Source organism: Devosia limi DSM 17137 (assembly GCF_900128975.1).
GTDB classification, from domain to species: domain Bacteria; phylum Pseudomonadota; class Alphaproteobacteria; order Rhizobiales; family Devosiaceae; genus Devosia; species Devosia limi.
In genome coordinates this window covers 97,146-113,050 of sequence record NZ_FQVC01000001.1, presented here as the reverse complement: position 1 = coordinate 113,050, position 15,905 = coordinate 97,146, and the positions used below count along the sequence as shown (strand labels likewise).

The following is a 15,905-nucleotide window of genomic DNA, read 5'->3' as shown; positions in this document are numbered from 1 at the left end:
GATGCCCCTTATGCCCAATGCGGGAACCTCTTCGGCTGTGCGACCGATCCTGTTGCGCGGCGCCGCCCTTGCCGTAACCGTTGGGCTCAGCCTGCTGGGCGGATACCTGTTTGTTCGTTTCACCGGCATTGGCGGGCTGACAGCGCTCGACCTGGTGCGCACCGGGCTGGTCGTGGTCAGCGGCTTCTGGCTGCTCTGGGGCGCGGTGGCGGCGCTGATCGGCGTGGTCACCCCGAGTGCGGGTCAGCCTGCGGCAGCGCGCGACAAACCGATCGGCCTCACGGCCATTCTGGTCCCCATCTACAACGAGGACCCGGTTCCCACCTTTTCGCGTATCGCGGCAATGAACCGGAGCCTTTGTGCGCTGGGGCTGGAGGATCGCTTCCACATTGCCGTGCTGTCCGACACCACCGCGATGGACGTGGCCGCCCAGGAAGCGGTGTGGTTTCAACGCCTGATCGCCGAGCCGGGCGGGGAGGGGCGGATTTTCTATCGGCGCCGCGCGCTCAATATCGGCAAGAAGGCCGGCAATGTCGAAGACTTCATCTCCCGCTCCGGCGGCGCCTATGATTATGCGCTGATCCTGGATGCCGACAGCCTGATGGAAGGCGCCACCATTGCCGAGATGGCGCGCCGGATGGATGCCGATCCCGAACTGGGCCTGCTGCAGACCGTGCCGCGTATCATCAATGCGCGCACTCTGTTCGGGCGCTGCATGCAGTTTTCGTCCAATTACCTGTCGCCCAGCTTTGCCCGTGGCGCTGCGACCATGCAGGGGCATGAAGGACCCTATTGGGGCCACAACGCCATCCTTCGCGTCGGGGCATTTGCCGCCAGTTGCGGCCTGCCTGTGTTGACCGGCAAGCCACCCTATGGCGGCCACATCCTGAGCCACGACTATGTCGAGGCCGCCCTGCTTGCCCGCGCCGGCTGGAAGGTCAATGTCGATCCGGCATTGGAAGGCTCCTATGAAGAGGGCCCGGAAAACCTCATCGAATACGCCAAGCGCGACCGCCGCTGGTGCCAGGGCAATATGCAGCATCGTCGCCTGGTCAGGGCGCCCGGCCTGCGCTGGTGGAGCCGCTTCACCTTCGTGCAGGGCATCATGGCCTATTTTGCCGCGCCGCTCTGGCTGGCTCTGCTGTTTGCCAGCATCCTGGCTGCCATCCTGCCCGATCAATCGCCGATCCTGGTTGGCTTCGAGGATCCCAATATCAGCATCTGGACCCTGGGCGTTGCGGTCCTGACGGTTCTGATCCTGCCCAAGCTACTGATCTTCGTGCGGGGCATGTTCGACGGTCACAATCGAGCGTCCGGCGGCAATGCCGTCGCGCTGGCCTCGATCATTGGCGAGATCGTGTTCTCCACCATCGTCGCGCCGGCCATGCTGCTGCTGCAGAGTCGCGCCGTGGCGCAGGTGCTGCTTGGCCTGGATGGGGGCTGGCCCGCGACCAGCCGCTCGCAGGGCTATGTGACCCTGCGCGAGGCATTTGCCGCAACCTGGTGGATCGTTGCGTTTGGCCTTCTCGCTCTCGGCATTACCGCGGCGCTCGCCCCGGCTATCCTGATCTGGGTTGCGCCGACCATGCTACCAGCGGTGCTGGCGCCGGTGCTGATTACCGCCAGCTCCTGCATCTGGCGCGGCCTGCAGGGCTGGGTATTCGTCACCCCGGCCGAACTCCATCCTTCGCCCGTCCTGGTCGAGTATCGGGCCATCATGGAGCGCTGGAGCAGGGCCGAACGAGCCGGTGCAATGATCGACATCGGATCTGCGAATAATGTTGCAGCGTAATCCAGCCATGGCTGGGACGAGGCTCGGCGGCGGCGTCGCCGCCGGCGGCCGCGACCACCGCCTCGACATGTTTCGCGGCATTGCCCTGGTGATGATCTTCATCAACCACGTCCCCGGCACGATCTACGAAAACCTCACCAGCCGCAATTTCGGTTTCTCCGACGCGGCTGAAGCCTTCGTCTTCATGTCCGGCATGGCGGCGGGACTGGCCTATTCCAACCGCTTCCGGACTGGTTCCATCTGGCTTGCCATGACCAGGGTCTGGGCCCGCGCGCGCCAGCTCTATTTCGTCCACCTGAGCATCACCATGCTCTCGCTGGCTGTCTTTGCCGCCGCGGCCCTGTGGTTCGATCGCGCCCAGCTGCTCAACCAGAACAATCTCGCCTCGCTGTTCAGCCGGCCGCTCAGCGCCATGATCGGCATTCCGCTGCTGACCCATCAACTGGGCTATCTCAATATCCTGCCGCTCTACACCGTCCTGTTATTGGCGACGCCGCTGCTGCTGGTGATCGGGCTGCGCCGGCCATGGCTGCTGTTGGGGGCCTCCATCCTGCTTTGGGCGGCGGCCGGGCAGTTCCGCCTCAACTTCCCCAATTTCCCGACACCCGGCGGCTGGTTCTTCAATCCGTTTTCCTGGCAATTGCTCTTCGTCATTGGCCTGTTGGCTGGTGCCGCCATGAAGCAGGGGGAGCGCTTCTTCGCCCTGTCGCGGCCGCTGTTCTGGGCGGCCCTGGGCTTTCTGGTGCTGGCATTGTTGTGGGGCAAGATTGCTGCAGTCGGCGCGGCGGGCGGCAGTGTTCTGCGCTTGCTGCAACAGGCGGGCGTGCCGTTCTATTTCACCGCCTTCGACAAGACCTTCCTGACCCTGCCGCGCCTGCTGCATGCCCTGGCCCTGTTCTATGTATTGGGTTCACTGACTTTCCTGTCGACCCTTGCGGCCAACGCGATGGCTGCGCCCCTGCGCCTGCTGGGTCGGCAGGGGCTGGCGGTCTTCGCGTTCGGCACGGTGCTCAGCATGGCGTTGCAGGCGCTCAAGTCCGGCACCACGCCTGATCCCCTGGTCGATGGGGTGCTGCTTGGCAGCGGCATAGCGGCGATGCTGGGGCTGGCCTGGGTGCTATCGCGCACCGCCGAAATGCGTGCCGCCGCCCGGGCCTGACCGCCCGTTACGGGACACACGATACCTTAACCGCTCTCCCGTTAGCTTTGCTCCCGACTGACCGGGTAAGGGGCACCGGCCAGTCGCGCGCTGGCTGCTGGCCGACGCACGTCGTTCATACCGGCTCCGTGATTGTTTTGCCGCGAGGCAACCCTGCATTGGCAGCGGGGTGGAATGATTCTAACCGGGAAATCCATCGCTATGATCTTTCGATCCTTGTCGGTCAAAACCGCCATCCTCAGTGGATTGGCGCTGGCCGTTGTCTTCGCCATCGGTATCTTCGTTCTGGTTCAGCAGGTGGGTAAGACCATCGATCACCAGACCCGCAACTACCAGGCCGCCAGCACCCGGGCTGTTGCCGACGAAGTCGCAGCCAGCCTGTCGCGTTCGGCGGCAACCGCCGATGGCGTGATCACGGCTCTTGAATCGCTCAAGGAGGCCAGGACGGCCAGCCGTTCGGTCTATAACGCCGTGCTCAAGCATACCCTGGAGCGCAATCCGTCGCTGCTCGGCGTCTGGTCGGGCTGGGAGCCCAACGCCGTCGACGGTCGCGACGTGGATTTCGCCGGCCGTCCGGGCCATGACGATACCGGCCGCTACATCCCATACTGGAACCGTGGCAGCGGCGAGATCGTCAACGATCCGCTCACTGGCTACGAGGATGCCGCCACTGGCTCCTACTACCATCGCCCCAAGACCGAAGGCCGCATGGTCGCCATCGACCCCTACACCTATTCCGTCGGCGGGGCTGACGTGCTGATGATGTCCTTCTCGGCGCCGATCATGGTCGCCGACCAGTTCGTTGGCACCGGCGGCGTCGATCTTTCGCTGGCCGAGCTCAATGCTCGCCTAGCCGAAATTCGGCCAATGGAAACCGGGAGTGTCACCGTCGTGACCGCGTCCGGGATTGTTGTTGCCCACCCCGATCCGACGCTGATCGGCCAGACCCTGCCGGCTGCCGATCCGCTCTTCGGTCTTGCCAGCGCCGCGCTGGCCGATGGCACTGCCGAAAGCGACCTGACCGGCCACGACGGCACCGCCATGCGCGGCGTCGCCTTGCCGATCAGCGTCGGCGGCACGCTCGACCAGTGGGTGGTGATCTCCAACGTGCCCCTGGCCACACTCTCGGCGACCGTCAATGAAACTCAGCTGAACATCATTGGGTTGGCCGCAGGCTGCGTGCTGATTGCCTGCATCGTGATGTTCCTTCTGCTACGCACCATGATCGGTAAGCCGCTCGGCACTCTCAGCGCCACTGTCGATGCCGTTGCCGGCGGGGATTACCACAGCGAGATCAAGGGCACCGAGCGCGTCGACGAAATCGGCACCCTGGCGCGGGCCGTCGAAGTGTTCCGCGATAATGGGCTCAAGATGAGCCAGATGACCGAAGAAGAACGCGCCGCCGTGATCCAGCGCCGGATCGAGCGCACCGACATGATGGTGGCCCTGCAGGCCGCCTTTGGCGAAGTGGTGGATGCCGCCATTGCCGGCGACTTCTCCAAGCGCGTCGATGCCCGGTTCCCAGATGCCGAGCTCAATGCCCTGGCCGGCAGCGTCAATGCCCTGGTGGAAACTGTCGATCGCGGCCTGTCCGAAACCGGCGCCGTGCTGGCGGCCATGGCCGATACCGACCTGACCCGCCGCATGCAGGGCGATTATAGCGGCGCCTTTGCAAAGCTGCGTGATGACACCAATGCAGTGACCAGCAAGCTCACCGAAATCGTCAGTGGCGCCAAGGCAATCTCGGGCACGCTGCGGACCGCCACCAGTGAAATCCTGTCGGGCGCCAACGATCTCAGCGAGCGCACGACCCGCCAGGCCGCGACCATCGAGGAAACCTCGGCGGCCATGGAACAGCTGGCCTCCACCGTGGCAGAAAATGCCAAGATGGCGGAATCGGCCAGCAGCAAGGCGCAGAGCGTCTCCAGCAGTGCCGCCCAGAGTGGCGACACCATGGGCGAGGCCAATGCCGCGATGGAGCGGATCACCCAGTCTTCGGCCAAGATCTCCAACATCATCGGCATGATCGACGATATCGCCTTCCAGACCAATCTGCTGGCGCTCAACGCGTCGGTCGAGGCGGCACGGGCAGGGGATGCCGGCAAGGGCTTTGCCGTGGTCGCGGTGGAAGTGCGCCGCCTGGCGCAATCGGCGGCCAGCGCTTCAAGCGACGTCAAGCACCTGATCGAGCAATCGGCCATGGAAGTGCGTGGCGGCACCAAGCTGGTGTCCAACGCTGCCGAGCAGCTTGCCGCCATGCTGGGCGCCGTCGACGAGAATACCCGCCTGATGCAGGCCATCGCCAAGTCCAGCCTCGAACAGGCCGCCGCGATCGGTCAGGTCAATGTCGCCGTGCGCACGCTCGACGAGATGACCCAGCACAATGCGGCGCTGGTCGAAGAGATCAACGCCGCCATCGAGCAGAGCGAGAACCAGGCCAGCCAGCTCGATATGGCCGTCGACGTCTTCACGCTTGAGGCGAATTCAGACACCCCCCGGGTTCAGTCGGGCCGCGCAGCCCCCAAGGCCGATCCCCAACCCCAGGCCAAGGCCGACCGGGTCCGTTCAGCGTCGCAGTCCTATCTCAGCCAGGGCAATGCCGCCCTCGCCAAGGACTGGTCGGAGTTCTGATCGCGCCGATACGAACCGGCAAAAAAAAGGGCGCCCAATGGGCGCCCTTTTCATGTCGATGGAACAAACGGCATCCCATGCCGCCGCGTTCAGGCGCGGAAAAAGGGCGTGATGTCAGCGCTTTGCGCGACGGGGCAACGCAGTCTTAACCCGTGAACGGCAAGATGACCGCGATGGCCTCGTGGCGGAGCGTTACGCTGGGGATTGCAACTCCCCATACCCTTGGTTCAAGTCCAGGGCGAGGCCTCCATCATCCCAATTCCTACCAGACGATGCTGTGCGTTTCTCCGGTCGCCACGTTGACGAAGCCCTCGGGCGCCAGCGGCGATGGTGCGACCAGCACCCAACGCCAGGGCGCGCAGGTGAGGGTGGCAAAGGCCAGCCGCTCCGGGAAGCCGGGCCACCAACGCGGCGAGAAGGTTGGCTCATACATCCATTCAATGGTTTCGCCCTGCCGATAGAGTTCAGCCATCTCGGCATCCAGAGCTTCCGGCGGGCGGCAGGTCATCAGTCCGCCGACCTCATAGCCCACTGTCGCCACCAGTTCGCCGCCGCGCACCAGCGCCCAGCCGCCCTGGCTCTGGCGCAGGGCATTGACCGCCTTGGCCATGGCCGCATCCGATGAGCCGACCACCCAGATATTGTGCTTGTCATGGCCCATCGAGCAGGCCAGTGCGGTGTCTTCCGTTTTGGGGCCAGTACCGAGCCAGAACATTTTGGCGGTCTTGCCTTCGCCCGAGAACCGGTCGACCACCGCGAACTTGGTGACATTGCGGCTCGCGTCGCGCTGCACCAGCCCATCGCGCACCGGCAATTCCATGGTGATGAAATCATCGTCCCAATGGAACGGCCGCAGCAGGGCGGCCTGCATGCTGTCACGGCCCGGCGCGGCAGCAATGGCGAAATCGTCCGCTGTCAGTTCACGCCCGATATTGACCGTGTGGGTCGCCCAGTCCGGCCAGTCGATGCTGGGCACCGGCTTGATATAGCGCTTGCCCTCGGAAACCTGCTCGCCATCCGCCCACACCTGGGCGATGGAGAGAGTGGCAATGTCGTCCAGCAGCACGATATCGGCAAAGCGGCCCGGCGCAATCGAGCCGACCCATGGCGTCAGCCGCATATGGCGCGCCGGATTGATGGTGACCAGCTGGATGGCGATTTCGGGCGCCAGCCCGCTTTCGATGGCCAGCCGGACATTGTGGTCGGTGGCGCCCATCTTGAGCGTGTCCGAGCAGGAGCGATCATCGGTGCACAGCGCGAACTGCGACCAGTCCTGCTGTCCGGCTGCCAACAGGCCCTTGACGATATCAGGCAGCGAATGCGGCCGGATTTCCATGAACAGGCCGCGCCGCAGCTTGTCCTGCACCTCTTCCAGCGTCCACGCTTCGTGGTCGGACGCCATGCCAGCGGCGGCGAAGGCATTGATGTCGTTGATGGCGCGCATGCCGGCGGCATGGCCCTCGACCACGCCGCGTTGCTCGAAAGTCGCGCGGATCATGCCCCAGAGCCGCTCATAGGAGGGGTTCTCGGGATTCCATACCGCCGGCCAGTCCATGACCTCGTCGAGGCCCGCGACCATCAGCTGCTGCTTGAGAAAGCTCTGCTGCTCGTCATAGCCAAAGTGTCCGCCGCCCCATTCATAGGCGGTTGGCGGCACGGCCGAGCCGGGCAGGGGGAAGATTTTCATCGGCGAACCGGCCAGCCGCGCCGTCAGCCAGAATTCCAGGTTCTTCGGGCCGTTGACGTTGGAGAATTCGTGGCTGGCCTCGCAGGTCCAGGTATTGCCATAGGGCAGCACCAGCGCCGCTTCGTGTTCGGGGGTCAGGTGGCTCGATTCGATATGTTTGTGCACCTCGCCAAAGCCCGGCACCGCGCTCAGGTGGCGCGCATCGAACCGCTCGCCCACTTCGCCGGGATAGGCGCCGGCCGGGCCGACCCAGGCAATGCGGCGGCCGGAGATGACGATCTCCTGGTCATCGTGCCAGTTGCGCCCGTTGACATCGAGCAGCCGTCCGACGCGCAGCGCCCGGTCGGCAGGCAGTTTTCCCAGCGCCACCAGGGCCAGTTTCTGGCGGATGGCGATTTCGTTGGCGGCGTCGATCAACAGGTCGGCAGGTGCGGTCAAGTCAGGTACCTCGTCTTTGGATTTGGGGATAACACGGCAGCATCGCGCGATGAAACAGCGATAATCGCGTGACTTCCCTGCCCATGGCCGCTACATCGCCGACCCAAAGGGCCAGGCTGCCTCGGCAGTTTCGGGCTGTGTTCCACCAATGGGGTGCTTGATTTGACGCATAATCGCCTGATCCTCGATACCGACGGCGGCGTTGACGACGCGCAGGCGCTGTTGATGCTTATCGCAAATGATCGCACCCCCGACGCGATCACGACGGTTTTCGGCAATGTTGGCCTTGAGGCCGCAACCCGCAATATTCTGGCGACCCTGGCGCTGGCCAAGGTCAATCCGCCCGTCCATGCGGGCGCCAGCCGTCCGATGGTTCAGGCCGTGATCGACGCCAAGTACATCCATGGCGAAGACGGTCTGGGCGGCGCGCCGCGCCCGCTGGAAACGGCTGAAATCGCCAGCCATGATGCCGTGGAATTCCTCCGCACCACGTTCCGCCAGGCCGGTGCGCATGGGGAGAAGGTCGATATCCTGATGATCGGCCCGCTGACCAATCTGGCGCTGGCGCTGCGCCTTGAGCCGGCCATCATCAACGGTATCGGCCAGCTGACCATCATGGGCGGCACCGTCTATGGTCGTGGCAACACCACACCCGCCGCCGAGTTCAATATCTATGCCGATCCCGAGGCAGCGGCTGTCGTCTTCGCCGCCGACATCGAGATCGTGGTCGTGCCGTGGGAACCCTGCATGAGCCACAAGATCACCGGCAAGCAGGTCGAAGAGATGTTCGCCGCGCTCGCTGCCGGGCCGGAAAAGGCCTTTTCGCAGGCGCTGGTGCGCCATGCCCGCCAGACCATCGAGGGTTATGGCGGCGGCGACAATTTCCGCTTCGTCGATCCGCTGGCTGCCGCCGTCGTCATCGATCCGTCCATCATCACCAAGTCGATGCGCGGCTCCGTCGATGTGGCGCTGGCACCCGGGATCACCCGCGGCATGACCGTGGTCGATCCATCGGGCCGCCTGGGCACGCCCGCCGTTACCCTGGTCGAGGAAGCGGACCTGGATCGCATCGTCGCCATGTACGCAGCGTCCATCGCCTTCGTCCCGGCCTGATCCGATGGCAGGTGCCCGGCGCGCGATCGCGCCGGGCTTGCCGATTAAGTTCAAAATGCGTTGATAAAGGGCGGCGCTCCGCATTAGCCTAAAGAATGGGCTTGCGTGGCCGGCGCTGCAAAAATAGGCTCAATTGTCAGGGAGGAAGCTGTCGGATACGCGGCTGTTCCCGACCATAAAGGAAAGCCAAATATGCAAAAGACGGTTCTCTCGGCGCTGGTGATTTCGGCTGCCGCATTGTTGTCCGCCATGCCGGCATCGGCACAGGACAAGTCGCTGACCATCTCCTGGTGGGGCTTCAACGGCGACAAGATGGAAGCCATCATCCTCGCCCCCTTCCGTGAGCAGTGTGGTTGCGAGCTGATCTTTGAAACCGGCAATGCCGGCGAGCGCCTCAACAAGCTCCAGGTCCGCAACGGCGAAGGCGTCGATGTCATTTACCTGTCGGACAGCTTCAGCCAGACCGGTATCGAAGCTGGCCTGTTCCAGAAGATCGACCAGTCCAAGCTGCCAAACCTTGAAGGTGTCTACGACATTGCCAAGGACCCGCAGGGCGGTTATGGCCCGGCCTATACGCTGGGCCGCGTCGGCATCGTCTATGACAGCGCCTCCGTCAATCCGCCGATCACCTCGTGGAACGATCTGTGGCGTGCGGACCTGGCCGCGTCGCTGTCGCTGCCGAACGTGACCACCACTGCCGGCCCGATCACCGTGCTCAAGGCCGGCGACCATGCTGGCGTCGACGCGTTTGAAGATGCCGATGGCGCCTTCGCCGCGCTGGCCGAGCTCAAGCCGAACGTGGTCAAGAACTACAATACCGGCTCCGAGATGATCAACCTGTTCTCGACTGGCGAGATCAAGGCTGCCATCGCGCAGGACTTCACGCTCGCCCAGATTCGGGCAGCAATGCCGACGGCCGTCTGGGCTGACCTGTCGGATGGCGCAGTCGCCACCGTCAACACCGTCAACATCCCGACCGGTGCTGCCAATACCGAACTCGCCTATGAGTTCATCAACTTCATCCTGTCGCCCGAAATCCAGCAGCAGCTTGCTGAGCAGGGTGTCGACGCGCCGGTAGTGAAGTCGGTCGAACTGACGCCTGAGCAGGCGTCCCTGTGGACCTATGGCGCCGATACCATCGCCGGTCTGCAGCGCATCGACTACGTCAAGATGAACGCCGCCAAGGGCGGCTGGGTCGATCGCTGGAACGAGCTGTTCGGCATGTAATCGGCTTGGCGCGGCCTTCCGCCGCGCCTTCAGTCATTCCAGTCGGCCTCACGGTGAGCTAGACGAGCCGTGAGGTCCAATACCGTGCCTGGTTCATCCTCGTGGCCGATACGCTGCCATGAGGATGGGCAATAATCCGGGGTCAAACCAAATATGAAGCGTTACTCTGGCTGGACTCTGGCCTCCCCCGGCACACTGCTCGTCGTGGTGTTTCTGATCTTTCCGGTGCTGGCAACGATCGCCACCACCTTCATGACGCCCAACGGCATCTTCGCGCCCTATATCTCGTTTTTCGGCAGCGGCTTCCGTCGCACCGTGCTGTGGCGCACCATCCAGATCTCGTTCATCACCACGGTGATCGCGCTGGCTATCGGTTTTCTCACGGCCTATGTCGTGTCGCGCGCGCCGGGTTGGCTCAAATCCATCCTGATCATCGCCGCGGTTTTCCCGCTGCTGACCGGCGTCGTGGTCCGCTCCTTTGCCTGGATGATCATCCTGGGCAAGAACGGCATCCTCAATTCGACGCTGGTCTCGCTCGGCCTGATCGGCGAGCCGATGACCATGCTCTATACGCAGGGCGCCGTGATCGTCGCCATGGTCTATCTCTTTGTGCCGCTGATGATCCTGACCCTGGTCGGGGTGCTCGAATCCATTCCCGATGACCTCATCCAGGCCTCGGCCTCGCTGGGCGCCAAACCCTCGGCCACGTTCCGCCAGGTCATCTTCCCGCTGGCCGTGCCCGGCCTCATCGTCGGCGCCGTGCTGGTCTTTACCGGCAGCTTCACCGCCTATGCCACGCCGCAATTGCTCGGCGGCGAAAGCCAGATGGTGATGGGCACGCTGATGTATCAGCAGGCCATGGTCATCTTCGACTGGGTCAGCGCTTCCACCATCGCCGCGATCATGGTGGTCATCACCATCGTCGTCGTGCTGCTGATGACCCGTATTGCCCGCCGCCTCAACCCGATGGCCGTTTGATGACCAGCAAGATTCACCCCGCCCTGATCGTCTTCACGGTTTTCGTCTTCATCTTCCTCGTCGGCCCGCTGGTCATCGTGATTGGTTCCGCCCTGAGCAATACCACCTACCTGACCTTCCCGCCGCAGGGCCTGTCGCTGCGCTGGTTCGAAAACATCTTCGCCATCAGTGCCTTCCGCCGCACCATCATCACCAGCCTGCAGATCGCGTTCATCTCGACCTTCATTGCGCTGCTGATCGGCATTCCGGCGGCCTATGCGCTCAACCGCTACCGCATCCAGCTGCCCGGCTGGCTCTCGACGCTGTTCGTGCTGCCAGTGCTGGTCCCTGAACTGGTGCTGGGCTTTGCCCTCCTGAAGAACTTCGCCGCCGAGTTCAGCGCGCCGATCTTCCTGTCGCTGATCATCGGCCATACGCTGCTGGTGCTGCCCTATGTGGTGCGCGTCATCAGCGCCTCGCTGGCCTCGTTCGATTTCTCCATCGAGGAAGCGGCGATCAGCCTGGGCTCGCCGCCGCTGAAAACCTTCTTCACCATCCTTCTGCCCAATGTCCGTTCGGGTGTGATCGCAGCCTTCATCCTGTGCTTCATCACCTCGATCAATGACGTGTCGATCTCGATTTTCATGACCGGCCCGGGCATTTCCACCCTTCCCATCCAGATCCTGGCTCATATGGAGCAGTTCTTCGATCCGACAGTGGCGTCGGTATCGGTGCTGCTCATGGCGCTCACCGTTGGCGTGATGGCCATCGTCGAGCGTACCCTGGGCCTGACCTTCCTTGCCAAGTAGAGACCGCGCCGTGACCCAAAACCTCTCGATCCAGTCGATCACCGCGCACTACGGCAGCACCAAAGTGCTCGAAGACCTGTCGCTCGAAATTGCCGAGGGCGAGCTGGTCTCCCTGCTTGGCGCTTCCGGTTGCGGCAAGACCACCACCCTGCGCCTCGTCGCCGGCTTCCTCGAGCCTACCTCGGGCAAGATCGAGCTGGGCGGCAAGGACCTGACACGCCTGCCGGCGCATCAGCGCAATATCGGCCTGGTGTTCCAGAACTACGCGCTGTTCCCGCACCTGTCGGTGGCGGAAAATGTCGGCTTCGGCCTCAAGCAACGCGGCGTCTCCGGCGATGTCAAAGCCAAGCGGGTCGGGGCCATGCTCGAGCGCGTTGGCCTCGGCCATCTCGCCGACCGTCTGCCCGGCGCGCTTTCGGGCGGCCAGAAGCAACGCGTTGCCCTGGCGCGGGCGCTGGTCATCGAGCCGCCACTGCTGATGTTCGATGAGCCCTTGTCCAACCTCGACGCCAAGCTGCGTGTCGACATGCGCGTCGAGATCCGCCAGCTGCAGCGCGCCAACGGCACCACCTCGGTCTATGTCACGCACGACCAGGAAGAGGCGTTCTCGATCTCTGATCGCGTCGCCATCATGCATGCCGGCAGGATCATGCAGCTCGATACGCCCGAAGTGCTGTACCAGCGCCCGGCAAACGCCTTCGTCGCCCGCTTTGTCGGCTTCGAAAACCTGATCCCGATGGATGTCGTTGCCCGCGATGGCGCCAAGATCACTGCGGAAATGGCAGGCGGTGCGCGCATCACCCTGTCGCTTGAACAGTTCGGCACCATTCCGGATAGCTTCATCCTGGCCTGTCGCGCCGATGGCCTCGCCGTCACCGACAATGCCAGCGTGGAAGGCATCCCCACCAAGCTGGGCCTGCGCACCTATCTGGGCCGCGCCTACCAGTACCAGTGCGAGACCGCCGCCGGCCATCTGCTCGCCAACGGTCCATTGACCCGTCCGCTCGATATCGGTGCCAATGCCAAGTTGGTCCCCGTGCCCGAGCAATGCACCATCCTGGCCCCGGAACCGGTGGCGTGAGCCGACCCCTCGACCTCATGGTGAGCTTGGCGAACCACGAGGTCGCTGCACTGTCCTGCTCCACGCCGACGACCCCCACCCCGACCCTCCTCTCAGGGGGGAGGGGGGCCTTCCCGTCGTCACGTCCTGAACATCACCGTGAGTGCGGCTCCATCATTCCCTCCCCCTTGAGGGGAGGGCCAGGGTGGGGGTCGCTTCGCTTTAATCCAGCACGGCCGACCCCATGACCATTGTCCTGACCAATGCTTGGGTTCTGACCCTCGACGACACCATGACCCAGCACAATCCGGGCTGGGTGCAGATCGACGGCACCACCATCACCGCGCTCGGCAGTGGTACGCCCCCAACCATCGACGGCGCCGAGATCATCGACTGCGGTGGCGATATCGTCATGCCCGGCATGGTCAATCCGCACTGCCATATGGGCATGTCGGTGTTCCGCGGCCTTGGCGAAGACGTCGATGACCGGCTCTACCGCTACATCCTGCCGCTGGAACGCAAATTTGTCTCCGCCGAAATGGTGCGGGCCGGCTCCGCGCTCTCGGCGCTGGAAATGATCCAGGGTGGCGTCACCACCGTCGCCGACATGTATTACTTCGAAACCGAAGTCGGCCGCGTCGCCGAGGCATCGGGCCTGCGCGCCATCGTTGGCCAGACGCTTGCCGATTTCGATCCGCCCGATCACAAGGATTTCGACGAAGGTTTTGCCCGCGTCGGGCAATTGGTCGAGGAATTCGCCGGCCATCCGCTGGTGACGCCCTCGATTGCGCCGCACGCGCCATACTCCACCGGCCTCAAGGTCATGGAGCGCATTGCCCAATGGTCGGCCGATCACCCCGATGTGCCGGTGCAGATGCACCTGGCAGAGAGCACGCTGGAAGTGCAGTGGGCGATGGACAATCACGGCCAGTCCACTGTCGCCGTCACCCGCGATTCCGGGCTACTCAAGCCCAACCTGATCTGCGCCCATTGCCTGCAGCTTGATGGCGCCGACATTACCATGATGTCCGAGCATCAGGTGACCGTGGCCACCAATCCGCGCTCCAATGGCAAGGCCGGGCGCGGCATTGCTCCGGTCGAAAAGCTGCGAAATGCCGGCCTGCCGGTCGGCATGGGCAGCGATGGCGCCATGAGCGGCAACACGCTGGATCTGTTCAGCCAGTTCGCGCCGGTCTCGATGTTCGCCAAGCTGCTGGCCGGATCGCGCAAGCCCCTGCCGGCCGCCGAGGTGATCCGCATTGCCACCATCGAAGGCGCGCGCGTCCTCAGCCTCAATCTCAAGACCGGTTCGCTCGAAGCCGGCAAGCAGGCCGATCTCATTCGCATCAGCCTCGATGCGCCGCGCCTGCATCCGATCTACGACGTCTATTCGGCGCTGGTCTTTGCCACCATGCCCAGCGATGTGACTGACAGCATGGTCGCCGGCCGCTGGCTGATGCGCAACCGGCAGGTCCAGACGCTCGATACCAAGAAGACGCTGCGCGACGCGCTGCAGATTGCCCACCAGTTCAAGGCCGAAATGATCCGGCTTGATGAGGACCGCCCATGACCCGGCTCGATGCCGTTCTTGACCATGTCGATGCCAATCTCGACGCCAGCCTCGACCGCCTGTTCGAACTGATCCGCATCCCCTCGGTCTCAACCGAGCCGCAATACGCTCCCGATTGCCGCCGCGCCGCCACCTGGCTGGCCGATCAGCTGGCCGGCCTCGAATTCGATGCCTCGGTGCGCGACACCGCCGGTCATCCTATGGTCGTGGCCCATGGCCCCGCCACGCCCGGCCCGCATGTGCTGTTCTACGGCCATTACGACGTGCAGCCCGTCGATCCGCTGGCGCTGTGGACCACGCCGCCGTTCGAGCCGTCGCTGGCGCCCCAGCCCGATGGCGAAACCTTCATCCTGGGCCGAGGCGCCTCCGACGATAAGGGCCAGCTGCTGACCTTTATCGAAGCCTGCCGCGCTTTCAAGGCAGTCACTGGCGCGCTGCCCATCCGCGTGTCCATGCTGTTCGAGGGCGAGGAAGAAGCCGGCAGCCCCTCGCTCGGGCCGTTCCTCGAAGCCAATGCGGCTGATCTCAAGGCCGATACGATCTTGGTCTGCGACACCGATATGTGGGATCGCGACACCCCGGCGATCACCACCATGTGGCGCGGCTTCGTCAGCGAGGAGTTCACCATCACCGCCGGTGATCGTGACCTGCATTCCGGCATGTTCGGCAGCGCCGCCCGTAATGCGGTGCAGCTGCTCGGCACCATTATCGGCAAGCTGCGCAATGACGATGGCAGCGTCGCCATTCCCGGCTTCTACGATGGCGTCACCGAATTGCCCGAGGCCATCAAGGCGCAATGGGCGCGCCTGCCATTCGACAGCGAAAAGTTCCTGACCGATGTCGGCCTTTCGGTCCCCGCCGGCGAGACCGGTCGCTCGGTGCTGGAACAGGTCTGGGCCCGCCCGACCGCCGAGGTCCATGGCGTCTGGGGCGGCTATAGCGGCGATGGCTTCAAGACCGTCATTCCCGCCCAGGCCAGTGCCAAGCTGTCCTTCCGGCTGGTGGCAGGGCAGGACCCCGACCGCATCCGCACCATCTTCCGCGAGTTCGTCCAGAGCCTCCTGCCGGCCGATTGCACCGTCAGTTTCCGCGCCTATGCCAGCGCCCCGGCCGAGATGATGCCGCTCGATGGCGAATTGCTCACCAAGGCCCGCGCTGCGCTCACCACCGAATGGAACCGCGAGGCCGCCTTGGCCGGCACCGGCGGGTCGATCCCGATCCTGGGCGAATTCAAGCGCCGTCTCGGCATGGATTCGCTGCTCATCGGCTTTGCCCGCTTCGACAACCGCATCCACAGCCCCAACGAGAAATACGACCTGTCGAGCTTCCACAAGGGCATCCGCAGCTGGGTGCGCATCCTCGCTGCCTTCGGCGACAAGGCTTGACCGCGACAGGTCTTGACCTGCCAATGATCTAAACCACCCACGGTGTCACCCCGGCGAAGGCCGGGGTCCATTCTGAG

General features: G+C 64.0%; 11 protein-coding genes. 10 read left to right on the top strand and 1 reads right to left on the bottom strand.

Going from position 1 to position 15,905, the window contains the following annotated elements:
* Position 1 precedes the first annotated feature (1 nt).
* The 3 genes from mdoH to BUA69_RS20680 all read left to right on the top strand — a co-directional run bounded on the left by mdoH (position 2) and on the right by BUA69_RS20680 (position 5,582).
* Positions 2-1,792 carry a glucans biosynthesis glucosyltransferase MdoH gene (gene mdoH / locus BUA69_RS00525; protein ID WP_201777433.1) on the top strand — a complete coding sequence of 597 codons (1,791 nt, stop codon included), beginning with the start codon at positions 2-4 and terminating at the stop codon, positions 1,790-1,792.
* The gene (locus BUA69_RS00520) at positions 1,779-2,951 is read left to right on the top strand and encodes an OpgC family protein (protein WP_244468710.1); all 1,173 of its coding nucleotides are present in this window, start codon (positions 1,779-1,781) and stop codon (positions 2,949-2,951) included. Before mdoH ends, BUA69_RS00520 begins: the two co-directional genes overlap by 14 nt.
* 201 nt (positions 2,952-3,152) lie before the next feature.
* Positions 3,153-5,582, top strand: a complete 2,430-nt coding sequence (locus BUA69_RS20680; RefSeq protein ID WP_052950416.1) for a methyl-accepting chemotaxis protein — start codon at positions 3,153-3,155, stop codon at positions 5,580-5,582.
* 262 nt (positions 5,583-5,844) lie between these two features.
* Here the strand turns inward: BUA69_RS20680 and BUA69_RS00510 are convergent, their stop codons facing one another.
* Positions 5,845-7,707: an adenine deaminase gene (locus BUA69_RS00510; RefSeq protein ID WP_244468709.1), complete on the bottom strand. Its 1,863-nt coding sequence runs from the start codon at positions 7,705-7,707 to the stop codon at positions 5,845-5,847.
* Between the two features lie 162 nt (positions 7,708-7,869).
* Here BUA69_RS00510 and BUA69_RS00505 point away from each other — a divergent pair, with 162 nt between their 5' ends.
* The 7 genes from BUA69_RS00505 to BUA69_RS00475 all read left to right on the top strand — a co-directional run bounded on the left by BUA69_RS00505 (position 7,870) and on the right by BUA69_RS00475 (position 15,828).
* A complete protein-coding gene (locus BUA69_RS00505; protein ID WP_072866450.1) occupies positions 7,870-8,820 on the top strand; it encodes a nucleoside hydrolase in 951 nt (316 codons plus the stop codon).
* Positions 8,821-9,012: 192 nt separating this feature from the next.
* A complete protein-coding gene (locus BUA69_RS00500) occupies positions 9,013-10,047 on the top strand; it encodes an ABC transporter substrate-binding protein (protein WP_046134364.1) in 1,035 nt (344 codons plus the stop codon).
* A 153-nt stretch (positions 10,048-10,200) separates the two neighbouring features.
* Entirely contained in the window at positions 10,201-11,025 is an 825-nt protein-coding gene (locus BUA69_RS00495; protein ID WP_046134363.1) for an ABC transporter permease, read from the top strand.
* Positions 11,022-11,813, top strand: a complete 792-nt coding sequence (locus BUA69_RS00490) for an ABC transporter permease (RefSeq protein WP_046134362.1) — start codon at positions 11,022-11,024, stop codon at positions 11,811-11,813. The genes BUA69_RS00495 and BUA69_RS00490 overlap by 4 nt, the downstream gene beginning before the upstream one ends.
* Positions 11,814-11,823: 10 nt before the next feature.
* Positions 11,824-12,894, top strand: coding sequence for an ABC transporter ATP-binding protein (locus tag BUA69_RS00485; RefSeq protein ID WP_046134361.1), 1,071 nt, complete (start codon positions 11,824-11,826; stop codon positions 12,892-12,894).
* Positions 12,895-13,117: 223 nt separating this feature from the next.
* Positions 13,118-14,443 carry an amidohydrolase family protein gene (locus tag BUA69_RS00480; protein WP_046134360.1) on the top strand — a complete coding sequence of 442 codons (1,326 nt, stop codon included), beginning with the start codon at positions 13,118-13,120 and terminating at the stop codon, positions 14,441-14,443.
* Positions 14,440-15,828, top strand: coding sequence for a M20/M25/M40 family metallo-hydrolase (locus BUA69_RS00475; RefSeq protein WP_046134359.1), 1,389 nt, complete (start codon positions 14,440-14,442; stop codon positions 15,826-15,828). Before BUA69_RS00480 ends, BUA69_RS00475 begins: the two co-directional genes overlap by 4 nt.
* Positions 15,829-15,905 lie beyond the last annotated feature (77 nt).

Excerpts from the sequence above, each read along its gene's own strand:
- mdoH (WP_201777433.1), top strand. The coding sequence starts at position 2 with ATGCCCCTTATGCCCAATGCGGGAACCTCTTCGGCTGTGCGACCGATC.
- BUA69_RS00520 (WP_244468710.1), top strand. The coding sequence starts at position 1,779 with ATGTTGCAGCGTAATCCAGCCATGGCTGGGACGAGGCTCGGCGGCGGC.
- BUA69_RS20680 (WP_052950416.1), top strand. The coding sequence starts at position 3,153 with ATGATCTTTCGATCCTTGTCGGTCAAAACCGCCATCCTCAGTGGATTG.
- BUA69_RS00500 (WP_046134364.1), top strand. The coding sequence starts at position 9,013 with ATGCAAAAGACGGTTCTCTCGGCGCTGGTGATTTCGGCTGCCGCATTG.
- BUA69_RS00495 (WP_046134363.1), top strand. The coding sequence starts at position 10,201 with ATGAAGCGTTACTCTGGCTGGACTCTGGCCTCCCCCGGCACACTGCTC.
- BUA69_RS00480 (WP_046134360.1), top strand. The coding sequence starts at position 13,118 with ATGACCATTGTCCTGACCAATGCTTGGGTTCTGACCCTCGACGACACC.
- BUA69_RS00475 (WP_046134359.1), top strand. The coding sequence starts at position 14,440 with ATGACCCGGCTCGATGCCGTTCTTGACCATGTCGATGCCAATCTCGAC.